The 14,828-nt window shown below is 66.1% G+C and carries 10 protein-coding genes; all 10 read right to left on the reverse strand.

Annotated features, from left to right (window positions below):
- Positions 1–47: 47 nt before the first annotated feature.
- The 10 genes from ACWFVE_RS14180 to tagH all read right to left on the reverse strand — a co-directional run bounded on the left by ACWFVE_RS14180 (position 48) and on the right by tagH (position 14,826).
- Entirely contained in the window at positions 48–632 is a 585-nt protein-coding gene (locus ACWFVE_RS14180; RefSeq protein WP_447529909.1) for a GNAT family N-acetyltransferase, read from the reverse strand.
- Positions 616–4,251 (reverse strand): type VI secretion system membrane subunit TssM, encoded by a 3,636-nt coding sequence (gene tssM, locus ACWFVE_RS14185; RefSeq protein ID WP_447529910.1) that lies wholly within the window; start codon positions 4,249–4,251, stop codon positions 616–618. Before tssM ends, ACWFVE_RS14180 begins: the two co-directional genes overlap by 17 nt.
- Before the next feature lie 76 nt (positions 4,252–4,327).
- Positions 4,328–5,812, reverse strand: a complete 1,485-nt coding sequence (gene tssA, locus ACWFVE_RS14190; protein ID WP_447529911.1) for a type VI secretion system protein TssA — start codon at positions 5,810–5,812, stop codon at positions 4,328–4,330.
- 10 nt (positions 5,813–5,822) lie between these two features.
- Positions 5,823–6,476 (reverse strand): type VI secretion system-associated protein VasI, encoded by a 654-nt coding sequence (gene vasI / locus ACWFVE_RS14195; protein WP_447529912.1) that lies wholly within the window; start codon positions 6,474–6,476, stop codon positions 5,823–5,825.
- The gene (locus ACWFVE_RS14200; protein ID WP_447529913.1) at positions 6,473–8,071 is read right to left on the reverse strand and encodes a sigma-54 interaction domain-containing protein; all 1,599 of its coding nucleotides are present in this window, start codon (positions 8,069–8,071) and stop codon (positions 6,473–6,475) included. The genes vasI and ACWFVE_RS14200 overlap by 4 nt, the downstream gene beginning before the upstream one ends.
- A gap of 4 nt (positions 8,072–8,075) precedes the next feature.
- Positions 8,076–10,679, reverse strand: coding sequence for a type VI secretion system ATPase TssH (gene tssH / locus ACWFVE_RS14205; RefSeq protein ID WP_447529914.1), 2,604 nt, complete (start codon positions 10,677–10,679; stop codon positions 8,076–8,078).
- Positions 10,680–10,688: 9 nt separating this feature from the next.
- Positions 10,689–11,531: a type IVB secretion system protein IcmH/DotU gene (gene icmH / locus ACWFVE_RS14210; protein ID WP_447529915.1), complete on the reverse strand. Its 843-nt coding sequence runs from the start codon at positions 11,529–11,531 to the stop codon at positions 10,689–10,691.
- A 3-nt stretch (positions 11,532–11,534) separates the two neighbouring features.
- Positions 11,535–12,869: a type VI secretion system baseplate subunit TssK gene (tssK, locus tag ACWFVE_RS14215; protein WP_447529916.1), complete on the reverse strand. Its 1,335-nt coding sequence runs from the start codon at positions 12,867–12,869 to the stop codon at positions 11,535–11,537.
- Positions 12,869–13,438, reverse strand: a complete 570-nt coding sequence (gene tssJ / locus ACWFVE_RS14220; protein ID WP_447529917.1) for a type VI secretion system lipoprotein TssJ — start codon at positions 13,436–13,438, stop codon at positions 12,869–12,871. The genes tssK and tssJ overlap by 1 nt, the downstream gene beginning before the upstream one ends.
- Entirely contained in the window at positions 13,435–14,826 is a 1,392-nt protein-coding gene (gene tagH, locus ACWFVE_RS14225) for a type VI secretion system-associated FHA domain protein TagH (RefSeq protein ID WP_447529918.1), read from the reverse strand. The genes tssJ and tagH overlap by 4 nt, the downstream gene beginning before the upstream one ends.
- Positions 14,827–14,828 lie beyond the last annotated feature (2 nt).

A 14,828-nucleotide genomic window follows, 5' to 3' on the forward strand; every position in this document is an offset into this window, starting at 1 on the left:
GGTGGCGCTTGCGTATCCTGGCTATTCAGCCCGCTCGTACGTCCCGCTCATTCATCCCACTTAGCGGGCGCCTCGAAACTGGCGATTTCCTGGGCATCCACGTGCTGGCGGCTAAAGCCTGCGGTTTCCAGGCTATTGACCGCCGAGTGGCAGTTGAGCGGCAGCCGCGTTTGTAGCGGCACGCCGCTCAAGCTTCGCCGTAGCGCGCGCAGTAGCCTCGTACCGTGGCCGCTGCCCTTCCACTCTTTGCTGATATAAAAGAACTTGAGCTGCCAGGCCGACTCGTCGTCGGGCCGACAGGCCAACACCATGCCCAGCGGCGGCCCATCGCCGTGGCGTAGCGCCAAAAGCTGCCCCTGCCAGTGCGCCACCTGCCCGTCATCACGCTGTAGCCATACCTGGCGGTGCACGGTGAACTCCAACGCGCGGCGCAGCGTATCGAGGGCGCTTTTGTCGCGCAGCAGCCAGGGCGAATAGCCCCGGCCATCGGCCTGGTACACCGCTTCGATGAAGTTGTCGATGTCCTCTTCCCGGGCAGCCTCCAGGGGCCGGGCGCGCCGACCCTTGGCGCGCTTATGGCGCGAGGCCGGCTTGTCCGCCCCGCTAAAGAGCTTTTTAAGTTGCGTCAGCATGGCCACCTCGCTCGGCGTAAAGGGCGGAGGGAAGCTGGAACCCTGCGGCCAGCGGCCGGGTGAACGGGTTGGGTGCGCCGCCGGCAAACAGCCGGTAGCGCATGGTGCCGCCATCCACGTTGAAACGAAGCTCTAGCTCGCGCTCGCTCACGCTGGTGACCTCGGCCTGTTCCAGCAGCCTGAACCAGGCCCAGGCGCCATCCTGACTGACGCTTCGCGGCGAACGGTTCACTTCGCTTGGCACCATGGTGAGGCGGCTTTCGGTGCCGCCGCGCAGGGCGTTGGGCCAGATCATCGATACCCGCTGGCTAACGCTGTGGGCGTACTCGATTAGCTGACCATCGACACTGATGACGCTGCGGCGCTTGTTGGCGCTCAAGCTGACCGGCTCCAGGGCGAACTCGACATCGAGCGCGCCGTCGCGGCTGAAGTAGGCGCGGCGAATCTGCTCGGCCTGGTCCACCGCCGTGTAGAGGCTTTCGCGCAGCAGCGAGTTGCCCTGGGCGTCGGTCAGGTACTCCGGCGCGCCTTCGATAAAGGGCTGCAGGCTGTCCTGATAGAACGTATCCAGGATACCGCCGGGGGCGAAGAAGTCCTCGAAGTCGTTGAGCGCGACCTCCTGGGTGGCGTTGGGCGCGATGGGATAGCGTCCGGCCAGGCGTTCCTGGTACGGCGCGACCACTTCGTCGAGCCACAGGCTTTCCAGGTGGCGCGTGGCGCTGACCATCAAAAGCTCCCAGCTTTGGTCCGCCAGGCGGTGGAGCATGCTGGCGACCGGCTCCGGGGTGTTGTCGGCGATGCGCTTGAGGTTTTCGATCGGGTCGTTACCGCGCAGCGAGAGCCGGTCGCGGGCGCTCAGGAAGGCGGCGCGGCCGCTGTCGCTCGACTCTTCGATCTCCATCAGGTAATCGCGCAGCGACGTCACCGCGGTCTTGATCTCGTTCAGCGACGAGGGGTTGCCGTTGTCGGCCTGGCTTAACCGGTTAAGATCGGTGAAGGGCTGCTCGATGGCCAGCGCCAACTGGTAGCGCTGAGACTGGCGCAGCGCCTCGCGGGCCTGGTCGTCGTCCTCGGGAAGCTCCGGGTAGAGGCTGGTATTGCGCTCTACCGCGTCCAACAGGCGGTCCAGCGGGCGCTGGGCGCCGACCAGCGCATCCGCCACCACGATCGCCTGGCGGATATCCGGCAGCGGTACCAGCTGCGTATTGGCCAGCGCGTCGCGCCAGCTCACCTGGTAGTCGCTCACGTAGTACTCGCGCAGCGCGGTTTGAAGCTGCTCTTTATCCGCCTCGCTAAAGTTGATGTCGTCGCGCTGGCCGAGCACCCAGATGTCGATCAGGGCCAGCTCCACTGCGCGGTCGAGCTCCTGCAGGAAGTAGCTTTCGAAACCGTCACGGGTGACCAGGTAAGGCAGCGTCACGTGCTCCGGGTCGTCGTTGCGCGCCATGAACACGGTGTTGAAGAGCGTGCCCACGCTGCGACGCAGATCCAGCGCCTGGCCCTGGCGGCTACCGGCGGCCTTGAGCGCGGCGTAGACCCGCTCGTCGATCGGCTGACGGGAGAGATCCTGCTGAGCGGAGGCGATGCTGCCTTGAAGCGGCGCCATGGCCTGCTCGGCGTTCGGGCTGCCCGCCTCGACACGCCCCTGAAGGTCGCTGTGCTGCATGGCGTAATCCAGATGCATCATCAGGCGCTGCTGCACCTCGCCCTGCTGGGGGAAGTAGCTCTGCCAGCGATTCGCCATGTAGCGCTCAACGCGCTCGGTCTGGCGCCCGCTTTGATCCGACATCATGCGCAGTACGCGAAGCAAGGCGAGTTTTTCGTTACTACCCTCTTCGGCGCGGTTCATGTCGTCCATGATGCCGATCATCAGTGCGGGCAGGAATTGATGCTCCAGCATGGCCAGATACGCCCGCTCGACCTGGGCGCCAATTACGTGGCCCTGGTAAAGCCCCATGTCCGCCAGGTACGGCGTATGGGTACGGTACTCGCCGAAGGTTTCCATGGCGTAGCGCAGCCGGTCCAGCGGGTCCAGAAGCTCGCGACCGCTGGGGTCGTCGCTTTGGAAGGCCTCCGGCTGGGTGGCCAAAAAGGTTTCCGCGCGCTCTTCCACCGCGGAAAGTGAGACGCTGTTTTTCTGGTAGAAGTGGGACCAGCCGCCGACCAGCCCCAGCCCCAGAATGGCGCAGGCGGCCAGGCTTGCGTTGCGCATGCGCTGGCGCCGCTGGGCGACGCGCGCGTTGTCGGAGGCAAGGCCCGCCTCGGGGTAGATCACCTTCTCGAACAGCTCTTCGGTGAAGTAGAGCGCGCTGCGTGCTGCCCGGTGAGCGGGTTGCACGCTGTCGTCCATGCCGTAGCGCCGCGCCGCGGCGTCAACGAAGGGGTCCTCGGGCACGCCCTGCTGGTAGACTGAGGTAAAGTAGGTGCCGCGCACCATCGCCGCGGTCGAGAAGCGGTCGCTGGAGAGCGCCTCGGTCAAAAAGCCCAGCAGCACGTCGCGAAGCCCAGCCAGTTGGCGCACGAAGCGGAACACCGATTCGCGCTCCTCGCGGTCGCGGCACTCCGAGAGCATGGCGGGCATCATGTGGTTGAGCCGCGTGAGCATGGTGTCGAAATCGGCCTCGAACTCCGCCTCCCACTGCCCGGGGGTATCGATGGAGTCCGGGGTGAAGGTGAAGCCCAGCGGCGCCTTGCGCGCGGCGCGAGAGTAATGGCGGAAGAAGTCGTCGAAGCCGTGGAGCAGGTCCATCTTGCTAAAGGTGACATACACGGGAAGCCGGGCGCCGTGGCGCTCCATCAGCTCGCGCAGGCGGCTGCGCAAAAGCGTGGCGTAGGCTTTACGCACCGCCACCTGGGCGTGGCTCAGCCGCGCCAGGTCGAGCACCAGCACGATGCCATCCAGCGGGCGCCGGGCGCGGTTACGCTCCAGCCACTCCACGAAGTGATCCCAAAGCCTGCGCTGGAGCTCCTGGGGTTCGCCGCCTTCCATGGCGCCCTGGGTCAAGAGTTCGCCGTCCGGGTCGATCAACACCGCCTTGTCGCCGATCCACCAGTCAAAGCCGAGCTGGCCTTGTTTGCTGCTCTGCCCGGTGGCCTTCATCACGTGGGTCAGGGCGAAGTTCTGGCCGGAGCGGTTGATCAAACTGGTCTTGCCCGCGTTTTCCACGCCCATGACCAGATACCAGGGCAGCCGGTAGCGACCGTTGCCGCCACCCAGGCTCTCGATGATCTCGTCGAGCACGCCGTTGAGCGACTCTTCCTGGCGCTCGACCTGGGACATGATCGGGTCGTGCTGGCGCGCCTGTTCCTGCTCGCGCTCGGTGTCCATGTCGCGCAGCCGCCGGGCCAGGCGAACGCCCCACACCACGGCCACGACCGTGACGATGATGAGCGTGGCCGCCAGGCGGTTGATGAAGGGGGCAAGCGGCGTCACCCCGCGCACTTCCCAGCTCGGCCCGAACCACCAGATCGCCACCAGCAGCAACGCCACCAGCACGGCCCACAAGAGCATGGAAAGCCGCGAGAGTCCTTTGACTTTATTGACGTGGGCGTTGGCCCGGTTTTTCGCCGTTTGCGCCCGGGAGAAGCCCGGCACGTAGCGGCTCAGCTTTGATTTCAAGGTTGACCACATTAGCCTTTATCCCTCGTCCCTATTGATGATGACCATCGGTTTACCCTGGTGGTACGGTTGGCGTTCACCCCGAGGGGGTCTCCGGCAGCGCGGCTTTCAAACGTGCGATCAGCGAAGGCTCCCACTGCTCCAGCGCCAGCTCGCTGACCGTTTGGTGGAGCGTGACGTAGTGCTGCTGCGCCAGGCTCGAAAGCCCCGCCTCTTCCAAAAGCTCCGCGCTTGCCAGCCGCCAGTAGGCGCTCTCTCTGGGCGAGCGCGCCGCGCCCAGGCCCTGGTCCAGCACTTTCAGCGCCGCGCCGGTGTCGTTTTGCGCCAGCGCTTCGCGCGCCTCTTCGAGCCCCTGGTGCCAGGCCTCGCCCCCGCTTTCCGGGGCCGCGCCCCCCTGTTGGGCGCTTTGCAGCCAGCGCGTGGTTTCCTCGTCGACAAACGCGGCGCCGTTATTGAAGGTGAGCGCCTCGATCCCCGGCAGGCGCTGTACGAAGCGCTGGGTTTCATCGCGAATCGCCTCGGCGCAGCGCGGGTGGCCCAGCTGTTTGGCAAGCCCGGCACTCAGCCGGTGGCCTTCCAACCAATAAGGGCTCACCGCGAGGCTTTTTTCGATGCGCTGCCAAAGGCTTGAATCGCCGCCCTTGGCCAGCGCCTCGCGGTACTCGGCGGTACGGTCCGCCGAGACCGGCGCCAGTTCGGTCTTGCCGTTCTCCCGGGCGCCCGGCAGCGCCTGGATCGTGCTCCAGATCGCGTAGCGGCGAAGGCGATAGACCAGCGGCTCGCCCAGCGACTGCTCGGCCATGAACTCCGCCATGTTGAGCAGGGCCTGGCGGTTGCCGCGCTCGTTGCCGGATTCCAGACGAAGCTCCGGCGCCTTCGCCGCCGGAGCCGCGGTCTCGGGCTGCGCCTGGGCCTGGCCCTGAGATCGAGCGGCGGATGTCGAACCCCCTTCGCCACCTGGCGAGGCGGGCGTATCGCTGGCCGCCGTGTTCGTTTCCTGGCTCGGGCGCAGGGCGTTCAGTTGGCGAGTCAGCTCGTCCAGCGCCTGGTGGGGCAGGGATTTCTGCGCCACCTGCTGGGCAAGTTCGGCAAGCGATGTTTCACAGGCCTCGAACTCGTCCTGGGCGTTGTGGAAATCCAGCGTCGCCAGCAGTTTTATACTGCGCTGGATGAACTGCTGAAAAAGCCGGGGGCGCAGTTTGTCGCCGCGCTTGCCGGCGAAGGGGTAGGCGCTTTCCCACCAGGGCGCTTTGATGCTGCGGGCCAGCAGGCGAAGCGAGAGCGCAAAGCGCACGCCGCTGCCGCCATGCTGCATGCAGTGCATCAAGTGCCCCAGTACTTTCAAGTCCTTGCCCTGTTCGCTCAGCATGCGAATCGCCAACGTCTCGGCGTTTTCCCAGTCGATGCTGGCGTGCTGGAGCGAGCCGATCTTCATCATCTCCTCGTCCAGGGTCAGGTAGTGGTTGCTGTCCTCGACCGGCACGCCCACCGGCGCGCCCTCGGCGTTCTCGGGAAGCGGCGCCAGCAAGGGCTCGAGCTGTGATTCTGCGGTAATTTGCATGAACCTCCCCTTACCAGCCGCACGCGTCGCGCAGCGGGTCGATGACCTCGCGCAGACCAGAGACATCGAAGCGCAGCCCATCGAGTTCGGCCAGGTCGCTTTGCAGCGTGACGGCGCCGGTACCCAACAACTGGCGAAGCGTCTCGATGGCGGGCAGCCCGCGCCCGCCGCTGACCACGCGGCCGCCGTCGCGCACGCGCCACTGCTGAGGGATGGAGCCATTGTCGCCGACCAGCCGTACATCCACCCGCGCCTGGCTAAGCGGTGCGGGCAGGTGCAGCTGGAAACGCGTGATCCACTTTTCACAGGCCAGTACCATCACCGGCCGCGGCGGCGTGGTGCCCAGCGCCGGCACGCTGATCAAGATAGTGTCCGCGGTGGTGTTGGCGATCAGCCCCATGTCGTCGTCACCGCGGCCCGCTTCCTGGCGTTCGACCGCGTACCAGAGCGCGGGCAGCTCGCCCTGCTCCTGGGTGGTCGTCGCCTCCAAAAACAGCGCGTCGTAGCAGTTGAGCCGCTCGAGGCGCGACGCCTCCTCAGTGCACGCCTGGGCGCTATCCAGTAGCGCCTCGGGCGCCTGGGCCTTCGCGCCGGCGCTTGCCAATAAGCCCAGCAGCAGCAAGGCGCTGCCCGGCCATCGGCGTTTTAACAGCATCACGTTCATTTGGTATCCAGCTCCAGTAGCTGACATTTGTGCGCCAGGGTTCGCTTGGGTAGCCCCAGACTTTCCGCCGCCTGCGCCCGGTTGCCGCCGAAGCGTTGCAGCCGCTTGCGAATGATCGTCGACTCGATTTCACGCAGCGCCTGGCGCAGATCGTCGATTTCGCTTTCCAGCACGGCGTCGCCGGAAGGGGCCTGGGTGGCCTCTTGGGTTGGCAGCGCGGGCGTATCGTCCGGCGCTTGCTCGCCGGGCAGCATGGCGGCGTCGATATCCGCCCCCTGGGTGGTCATGGCGCAGGCGTAGTCGATCACGTTTTTAAGCTCGCGCACGTTGCCCGGGTAGGCGCGGCGGTGTAAAAGCCGCAGCGCCGCCGGGGTGATGCCCATCTCTTCGCGCGCCTCGCGGCTGCAGAAGTCGCGAATGAACGAGCGGGCCAGGGTTTCGATATCGTCGCGGCGGCTGGCCAGCGGCACCAGGGTGATCGGAAACTGCCCCAGTCGGTAGTAAAGGTCCGCGCGAAAGCGCTGCTCCTTGATCTGCTCGCGCAGCGGCTGATGCGTGGCCGCCACCAGGCGCAAATCGGCGCAGCGCTCGTCGGTCGAACCCAGCGGCCGGTAGCGCCCGCTCTCCAGCACGCGTAAAAGCTTGGCCTGTAGCGCCAGCGGCATGTCGCCGATCTCATCGAGAAACAGCGTGCCACCGTGGGCCTTGGCGATCAGCCCTTCGCGGGGTTGGTCGGCGCCGGAGAACGCGCCCTTGACGTGGCCAAAGAGCTCGGACTCCAGCAGCGTTTCGGGGATCGCCGCGCAGTTGATCGCCATGAAGGATTCGCGGGCCCGGCCGGAAAGCTCGTGAATGGCCTGGGCAACGCGGTCCTTGCCGGTGCCGGTTTCACCTTGTAGCAGCACTGCCAGGTTGGTTTCCGCGGCGCGCACCACTTGGCTTCTCAGCGCCTGCATGGCGGCGGACTGACCGAGAATCTGCTCGCCGAGGCGATTGGCAAGGCTTTGCCGGCGGGCGCCGTCGTTGAGCTTGGCCAGCGAATCCTGCAGTACTCGGGAGCGTTGGCGCTCGCCGTGCTCCCGCGCCAGGCGTGCCCACAAACGACATAAAAGCGCCTCGAACGCGGCCATACCGGCTTCATCAAAAAGCGCGTCCAGCGCCTCGGGCTCGCCGGCCAGGAGCAGCACGCCCAGCCATTCGCGCCGGCCATCCAACGCCCGGAGCGGGCGAAGGCGTAGCTGGCGGCGGGTGGCAAGTGACGCGATCTGGCCCTGAAAGCCCGGGTGGTCCAAGCGCAGGCGGGCGTCGCTGACGCTCAGGCTGAGCGCGCTGTCGTTACGCACGACGTGGGCGTAGGGGTGGCTGAAATCTCCGCAGTCGAACTGCGTGTCGAGGCCGTCGCGGCCCAGCCAGCGCCCGCTGCCGTCGATATACAGACACTCCGCCGCGTCCACGCCCGGGCAGTCGCGCAAAAGCCTGGCCGCTTGCTTACGCAGCGCGGAAAGCGACGCGCTCTCCACCAGTGTCAACGCCAGCGGCATGGCCGCAAGCGCTGCACTGGGCAGGCCGGTTAACGAGCGAGCGGGAAGCGTCATGGCGTCAGGCGACCTCGGCGGTAAAGCGGTCGTGTTCACTATCGACCCCCAGCACCACGCTCGACACCGCTTCGCGGCGTGCCATGCGCTCCAAAAGCGCCCGGGAGAGCGGCGGCAGCAGTTCGCCGTCGATCACCGACTCGAGCATGCGCGCGCCGTTTTCGCTGCGCGTGGCGCGAATGCAGATCGCCTCCAGTAGCGCGTCGTCCAGCACCACCTCGGCCTGGCGGTGGCGGGCCCGAATGCGCCCGGCCAAGGTGTCGAGCTTGGCGCGCACGATCTCGCGCAGCGTCTCGCCCTCCAATGGCAGGTAGGGCACCACCTCCATGCGTGCAAGCAGTGCCGGTTTGAAAAACGCCGCCAGCACCGGATAAAGCGCCTGGTCGAGGGCGGCCGGGTCGCGGCGGTGCTCGTTGATCGCTTCATAGCCCAGGTTGGACGTGAGGAAGAACAGCACGTTCTTGCAGTCGATCAACCGCCCTTCGCCGTCGGCCAGCTCGCCCTTATCGAACGCCTGGTAGAACAGGTTCAGCACGTCCGGGTGGGCTTTTTCGACTTCGTCGAGCAGTACCACCGAGTAAGGCCGTTTGCGGATCGCCTCGGTCAACAGACCGCCTTCGCCGAAGCCGACGTAGCCCGGCGGCGAGCCGATCAGCCGCGAGACCGTGTGCTTTTCCTGGTACTCGGACATGTTGATGGTGGTGAGAAATTCGCGACCGCCGTAGAGCTGCTCGGCGATCTGCACCACGGTTTCGGTTTTGCCCACGCCGCTGGGCCCGGCGAGCAAAAACGCGCCCAGCGGCCGCCCCGGGCGGCGAAGGTCCGCCCGGGCGGTCAGCAGATGACGATGGATACGCTCGATCGCGCTGTCCTGGCCCTTGATCAGCTCGCCCAGATGCTCGGGGAGCTCGGTCAGGCGGGTGAGCTCGTCACTGGTCATGCGCTCGACGGGCACGCCGGTCCAGTCGCCGATGACCTGGGCGATCTGCGCCTCTTCGACACTGGGATTGACCAGCGCAAAGGTTTGCTGGAGCTCTCTGAGCGTTGCCTCGCGCTCGGCAAGCTCGGCGTGTAGCGCCGAGGCTTCACCGTTTTCGTCGGCGTCGAGCAGCTGGCGGTGGAGCGACACGATAGCGTCCACGCATTCGCGCTGGGCCTGCCAGGCCGCTTCCAGGGTGGCAAGCTCCTCTTCGAGCCCGGCCAACTGCTCGGCCAACGCCTCGCTCTGGGCGCTGTCCGGGGTGCGGCCCAAAAGCGTCTCCCGAGCTAGCTGGTCGCGCTCGCGAAGCGCCGCGGTATGCGCGCTTTTCAGGTGGCTTAGCTGGCGCGGCGGTGTGTCCAGCGCCTGGGCCAGCCGCGTGCAGGCGGTATCCAGCACGTCGATCGCTTTGTCCGGCAGTTGGCGCCCGGCCAGGTAGCGTGCCGAGAGCGCGGCGGCGGCGCGCAGGCCGCTGTCGCCGATCAGCACGTTATGGGCGCGCTCGTAGACATCGCGCAGGCCACGCAGTATCACCAGCGCCTGCTCGACGCTGGGCTCGCTCAGCGCCACGGGCTGGAAACGCCGCGACAGCGCCGGGTCTTTCTCGAAATACTTCTTGTACTCGCGCCAGGTGGTGGCGGCGATAGTGCGCAGCTCCCCGCGGGCCAGCGCCGGTTTGAGCAGGTTGGCCGCATCGCCGCCGCCCTCCTGATTGCCGGCGCCGATCAGCGTGTGGGCTTCGTCGATGAACAAAAGCGTGGGGCGCGCGGCATTTTTGACTTCGTCGATCACCGCCTTGAGGCGTTTTTCGAACTCGCCCTTGACCGCCGCGCCGGCCTGCAGCGCCCCCAGGTCGAGGGTCAAGAGTTCGACCCCGCTGAGCGCGGAAGGCACCTGCCCGGCCACGATACGCGCGGCCAGGCCTTCGACCACCGCGCTTTTGCCCACCCCGGCGTCGCCGATCACGATGGGGTTGTTCTTACGCCGCCGCCCCAGAATATCGAGCATTTGGTCGATTTCCGGGTCGCGGCCAAGCACCGGGTCGAGCTCGCCGTTGCGCGCCTGCTCGGTGAGCGAGGTGGCAAAGCGCGCCAGCGCGCTATCGTCGCCGGCGGGCGCCGCTTTCGAAGGCTCTTGAGAGGCGTCCTTGGGGGCTTCGGCGGAATCCGCGGTGAGCGTATCAAGCCCCCGGCGCAGGCTCTCCCGGTTGATCTCTGCCAGCAGCCGCCTCGAGCCCTGGCCCAGATAGCGCTCCGGGGTATGTAAAAGCGCGGTGAAGATCGCGCCGCTTCGCAGCGTGCGGTGCTGGTACTCGGTGGCGGCCAGAAGCCAGGCGTCCTGCAAAAGCTCGATCAAAAGCGGCGAGAAGCTGGGCGTGGCGACCTCGGTGCTGCGCGGCGGCCGTGTCTCTTCGCCGAGCAACGCGCGCAGCGCGTCGCTGTCTACCTCGAGGCGCTCGCAGAGCACGCGCACATCACAAAGTGGCTGGTCGAGCAGCGCCTGGAGAAGATGGCCGACGCTCACTTCCGGGGCCTGCTGCTGGGCGCACAGCACCGCGGCCTGCTCGAGTCCCTGGCGGGCGATGGTATTGAGGCGGTCGATGAGCGCGGGTAGCTCTACCCTGAGCATGGTGTTCTCCTAGCGGTACAGTTGGTTGAGAAGCGTGGTGATCTGCTCGGCCTGCTGGTCAAGCGACCAGGCAAAGCCCAGATACACCGCCACCATGGCCGCGCCGAACAGCGCGAAAATACCCCAGATGGGAAAGTTGGCGCCGCGGTGGCGCTGATGGCCCTGCACCACGTTGTCCAGCGGCTGGGTCAGGGTGTCCTCGACGGCAGGCTCTAACGCCGACAGCTGGTCGCCCAGCGCGCGCACGATCTGTTCGTACTCGTCGCGCCCGTGGGACATGACCCGGTAGCGCCCCTCGAACCCCAAACAGAGGCAGAGATAGATAAAGGCGAGCATGTCCCGGTAGCGCTTGGGCTCCTGTTGAAGCCGCGCCAAAATGGAGAAGACCTTCTCGCCGCCCCAGGTTTCGTTGTGAAAGCGGGTCAAAAGCGAGTGCTCCGCCCACTTGCTTTGGCGCCCCCAGGGCATACCCATCACCGCCTCGTCGATGAACGAGCAGAGCACATAGCGGTAGGCTAAAAGCGTGGCGCGGTCGTAGCCCTGCTCGGTGAGCTCGATCTCGATGGCGGCAATCTCGTCAACGACCTGGCGGTAGAGGCGCTCGACATCGGACACGTTGTCGAGCTGGCGCACCCGGACCACCATGCCCAAAAGGCTGCCCGCGGCGTCGACCAGCGGGTTGAGGTTATGGCCGCGCAGCTTGAACCAGTAGTCTTCGTCGGCGTCGAGCTGACCGGCGTGGCTATGGATGAGATGCTCCAGGCCACGCTCGTTGATCAGGTCCTCGTGGCGGCCTTTGGACGCCTCCCGTCGACCCCCGGGGTGCTGCTCTTCAGTGACAAGCTGTTGCATGGCTTAACTCCTGATCGCCCAGAACTGCATTTCCAGACCGGGGAAATCGCCGGCCACGTGGAACGCAAAACCGCTGGCACCTTCGAGCATGCCCCAGGCCTCGCTTTGGCGGTCCAGCTGGAAGTAGGTGTAGCCTGCGTGGTAGGGAAGCTCCCGCGGGGCCACCGGCAGCGGCTCCAGCGGAATGCCGGGCAGCTGCAGGCTGATGAGATCGCGAATGCGCTCGACGCTGGCCACCTTGGTCTGCTGCAAGAAGAGCTTGCGCAGCCGCTCGCCGGGCATGTCCGCGCGCACCGCGAGAATGAACTCGGCGGTTTCGATCAGGCTGGTATCGGAAAGCGGCGCCACCAGCAGGCCAAAACGGCGCGCCTGGAGCTGGATGGCCACCGCGCGCGGCTCCAGCACCGTCGAGAGCGCCTGGCGCAGCATCTTCATCAGCGGGCGGAAGGCGCGATCCGGGTGGTCGTGGTCGTAGGCCGGGCACTCCGGCGGCAGGCGCGACTCGTCGGTAAACGTCACCAGCTCGCAGGACACTTCGTGCATGGTGTCGTAGAGGCGCTCCGGGTGAAGCTGGCCAAGCCTGGCCAGGTGTTGAAAGCGCGGCTGGGCGCGGTTCAAAAGCTGCAGCAGCATGAAGTCCGACACGTCCGCCACCCCGGCCTGATGCGGCGTAGAGAGGCGCTGGGCGATATTGCGCGCCCGCTCGCGCATCAAGCCCGCCATCTCACCGACGAAGCGCTGCAGGCTGGGCGCGGCCTGAACGTTCATCAAGGTGGGCAGGAAATGCTCGTCCAGCACCAGGCTTCCGTCCGGGCGGCGCTCGACGATGCGCGCCACCGCCAAACAGGCGTAGCCGCTGCGGTCGTCGCGCTCCAGCAGCAGCCGCGGCGACACCCGGGCCACGTCCAGGTCCGCCGTGGCGCCCTCCTGGGAGTGCAGGTCGCGCACGCTGCGCGTGGTCATGCGATAGCGTGCCGGCAGGTCGTCTTCGGGCCAGCGCACCTCGCCCACGCCGTCGGTGGCCAGCGGAATCCCTAAATAGACGACCTGGTTGGTGATGCTCGAGTCACTGATCTCCAGGGGCGCGGGTTCGGTATCGTCGCTTGGCAAATGAAACGCCACGCCGTCGGGCATGACGCCGGCAGCCCGGCTGATGGCGACCCGGCCAAAGCTCAAGAACTCGTTGTTCAGCTCCAGGCTGAGAAAGCCATACAGGTAGTGGCTAACGCCTTGCAGGCGCGTATCCAAAAGCCCTTCCAGGCTTCGCTGCTGCTGCTGGAAATGCTGGGGCTTGATAAACAGCCCTTCGCTCCATACCACACGATTTCGGCTGGCCATTAGTCCTCCTTCCTTAGTTCTACTTCGCTCTCCCGAAGGTGAACCAGCAGGTGGTAGTGTTCGGCGCGGCTTCTCACCTTCACGACCTTTTTCCACTCGGCCTCGTTGGGCGTGGCGTAAAAGGCGATGAGGCCGATGTAGCGCGTCTCTTCGTCGATCTCGAACGGCTCATAGAACTTCCACTGCCCGGGGAGCAGGGTGAAGTCATCGTGGGTGAGGTAATTGGTACCCAGCGCCTCCTCCATGTCCTCGCTTAGCTGGATAATGTCGGCGGCCATGAGCATCGAGTCGTCTTTCAACTGGAGCACCTGAAAGCGCAGCGGCGTGCCTTCGCCTTCCACGTTGGGGTTCACGTTGGCCTCGGCGATCATGCTCAGATCGACAAGCGTCGGGCGGTCTTCCGGGTAACCCACGGGCGTCGACGGGTCGCGCATGATCTCCCAGGTCTTGCCAGCGGCCTCCCGCGTAGAGGCGCAGCCGGCAAACAGCAGGCAAAGCGCCAGCACGCCGATCAGCCGCGCAAGGTTCACGGTGGCCGCCGGGGCGGGAAAGTGGGGGGCTGCGCTCATGGCTGCTCCCGCTGCTGCTGACGGACGGACTGGTCGTAGGCCTGCTCGAATACTTCCCAGAAAAGCTTTTGAAAGCCCTGCTGGCGCCCGGAATTGAGCTCGCGGTAGTAGTGCTGGTACATCTCCCAGGCCCAGCCGTCTTCGTCTTCGATCCGGTTACCCGCGCCGCGGTAGGCGTGAAAGCGCTTCAACAGCGCCTCGGGCGAGAACGCATCGAGAATGGCGCCAAGGGCCTGGCCGATCGCCTCTTCCACGGCGTGCTGGTGCTGGCCCTGATGGCGCAGGCTTTCGGCGACCGCTTCGGGGGCGGAGAGGTGCACGTAGCTACGCTGGGCCGAGAACATGGTTTCGGCGGTCTCTTCGAACGAGAGCCCCAGGCGCAGCGGGTTGTCTTCGATCGGCTGCAGGCGGCGGTCGCGCAGCGGGTACTTGCTGTCGTTTTGTGACTGCTGCAGGGTACGCAGGCCATCGATGGTGGCGCGCAGGGTTTGGCCGGCCTCTTCCAAAAACGCCTGCTGTTCGCCGCTATCGCGAAAAGGCAGGTCGAAGCCCAGCCCTCGAAGCAGCGGGTCGGCGCCTACGTGGCTCAGCGACTGGGGCGTCGGTTTTTGCCAGCGATCCTCCAACTGCTCGCCTACAGAGCGCTCCAGGTCGTCCAGTTGCCGCTCATCCATGTCACTGCTCCTCTGCTTGTTCGTGCCGGTCAAGGGTTTGATATCGGGAAGGCGTACCGCTTCTTCGCGGGGCTCGCGCTGCCCGTTGCTGTTGTGCTGGCTATAGTGCTGGCGCTGGGCGAAGGGCATCGCCTCCAGCGGTTCGATGTCCCGGGCGCTGGGTTCGCCTTCGTCCAGCGCCGCCATGGGGTCGTGCTTGAGCGAGCCGGGAATCACGCCGCCCAGCGCCTCGATCGGGTCTTCGCGCTGATCAAAGCGCTCGGGCTGGGCGGGTTGTTCGCTTCGCCGGGGCCCCGTGCCGCCGTCTCGGGTGACGTCTTCCTGCTCTTCGTCGACCAGGGTGGTCAGCGAGTGCACGCCGGGCTGCCAGGCGTGGCGATTCCCCATGTGGATCTTGAGCCGGTAAACACCCACGGTCAGCTCGTCGCCGTCGCGCAGGGCCACCTTACGATTACGCCCTACCGGCAGTGTGGCGCGGTTGATGAAGGTCTGGCCGCTGGCATCCACCAGGCAGAACTTGCCGTCGATTTTGGTAATCTCGGCGTGGCGGGGCTGGATCTCGCGCGCCTGGTCCTGCAGCAGCCAGTCGTCCTGGCCGCCGCTGCCAAGCGTCCCTCCATCGCTATGAAAGACATGGCTGCTGGAGGAGCGGCCTTCGAGCTGTTCACTGTTCAAAACCACCAGCGTTATGGCGTCAAACGGGTCGGCTTGCATGA

This window comes from Vreelandella mediterranea, from assembly GCF_970647075.1.